Annotated in this window: 3 protein-coding genes; 2 read left to right on the top strand and 1 reads right to left on the bottom strand. The window is 75.0% G+C overall.

Annotated elements, in window-relative coordinates:
• Positions 1–328: EamA family transporter (locus AE652_RS41030; protein ID WP_049661049.1), on the bottom strand; the 328-nt coding region annotated here is incomplete at its 3' end.
• A 49-nt stretch (positions 329–377) separates the two neighbouring features.
• Between AE652_RS41030 and AE652_RS41025 the strand changes: the two genes are divergently transcribed.
• Complete coding sequence (locus tag AE652_RS41025; protein WP_049661048.1) at positions 378–941, top strand: MarR family winged helix-turn-helix transcriptional regulator; 564 nt, start codon at positions 378–380, stop codon at positions 939–941.
• 24 nt (positions 942–965) lie between these two features.
• A partial coding sequence (locus AE652_RS41020; protein ID WP_199823232.1) for a DUF6328 family protein occupies positions 966–1,458 on the top strand: 493 nt, incomplete at its 3' end.

Raw genomic sequence — 1,458 nt, 5'->3', positions numbered from 1 at the left:
GCGCCCAGGCGGTGAGCAGCATGGTCAGCGGGGAGGCGGCCATGACGGTGGCGGCGGCGCTGGTGGGCAGCAGTTGGGAGGCGAGGTAGAGCAGGACGAAGAAGACGGCGGTGTTGAGCAGGCCGAGCAGCGCGCTGCGCCACCACCAGGCGCCGTGCGGGCGGCGGCGGGCGAGGGCGAGGAGCAGCAGGCCGGCGGGCAGGGCGCGCAGGGCGGCGCCCCACAGGGGGTGGTCGGCGGGCAGGGGGGCGTGGGTGACCCAGTAGTTGGCGCCCCAGGCGACGGGGGCGAGGGCGGTGAGCAGGACCCACCGCGTATTGGCTTCCATGGAAGACAATATAACTTCCTGGGAAGCTATTGGGGGTAGGATGGCGCCCATGGAGCACGGACAGGGACACGGACACGGACACGGACAGCACGCCGACCACGTCGCCCGGGTCCAGGCCGAGTGGCGGCGCGAACGCCCCGACCTGGACGTCTCCCCGCAGGCCGTCATCGGGCGCCTGCACCGCCTCGCCGCCCGCCTGACCGCCGAGCTGACCCTCGTCTACCAGCGCTACGGCCTGGGCGAGGGCGAGTTCGACGTGCTCGCCGCGCTGCGCCGGGCCGGCGCCCCGTACGAGCGGGCCCCGGGCGAGCTGGCCGCGCACACGATGGTGACCACCGGGGCGATGACCAAGCGGATCGACCGCCTGGAGCGCGCCGGGCTGGTCACCCGGCGCCCGGCCGCCGACGACCGGCGCGGGCGCGTGGTCGCGCTCACCGAGGCCGGCCGGCGCCTGATCGACGAGGCGTTCACGGCGCACATGCGCAACGAGCACCGGCTGCTGGCCCACCTGAGCCCCGAGGAGGCCGGCGCCCTGCAGGGGTTGCTCAGCGTCTGGCAGCAGCGCCTGGACGGCACCGGGGGCGCGGACCCCGGTGCGACGCGCGGGGCCTGACGCCGGGCCGTGGGAAGCTGACGCATGACCAGTGCACCTCCCCCGGACTCCCCCTCGCCCGGCCACCGGTCCGACTCCGCTCCCCCGCCCGGCTGGGGGAACCCGGCCGTGCGCGCCGACCGGCGCCTGGTGGCGATGCTGCAGGAGCTGCGGGTGCTCCAGACCGGCGTGCAGATCGTCTTCGCGTTCCTGCTCGGCGTCGCCTTCACCCCGCGCTTCGCCCAGCTCACCGACGCCCAGCAGGACGTCTACGTCACCACCTTGCTGCTGTCGGTCGTCGCCGCGGCCGTCCTGGCCACCCCCGTCGCCCTGCACCGCGGGCTGTACCGCCACCCGGGCAAGGAGCGGATCGTCGCCGTCTCCGTCCGCGTCGCCCAGGTGGGCCTGCTGCTGCTCGCCTCCGCGCTGACCGGCGCCGTGCTGCTGGTCCTGGACGTCGTCCTCGGCACGGCGCTCGCGGTGCCGATCACCTGCGGCATCGCGCTGATCTTCGCCGTGCTGTGGTTCGGCCTGCCCT

Origin of the sequence: Kitasatospora sp. MY 5-36, from assembly GCF_001182915.1 — a bacterium.
GTDB lineage: Bacteria > Actinomycetota > Actinomycetes > Streptomycetales > Streptomycetaceae > Kitasatospora.
The sequence above is the reverse complement of the archived record's forward strand: the minus strand, read 5'-3'. Positions and strand labels throughout refer to the sequence as shown.

Excerpts from the sequence above, each read along its gene's own strand:
- AE652_RS41025 (WP_049661048.1), top strand. The coding sequence starts at position 378 with ATGGAGCACGGACAGGGACACGGACACGGACACGGACAGCACGCCGAC.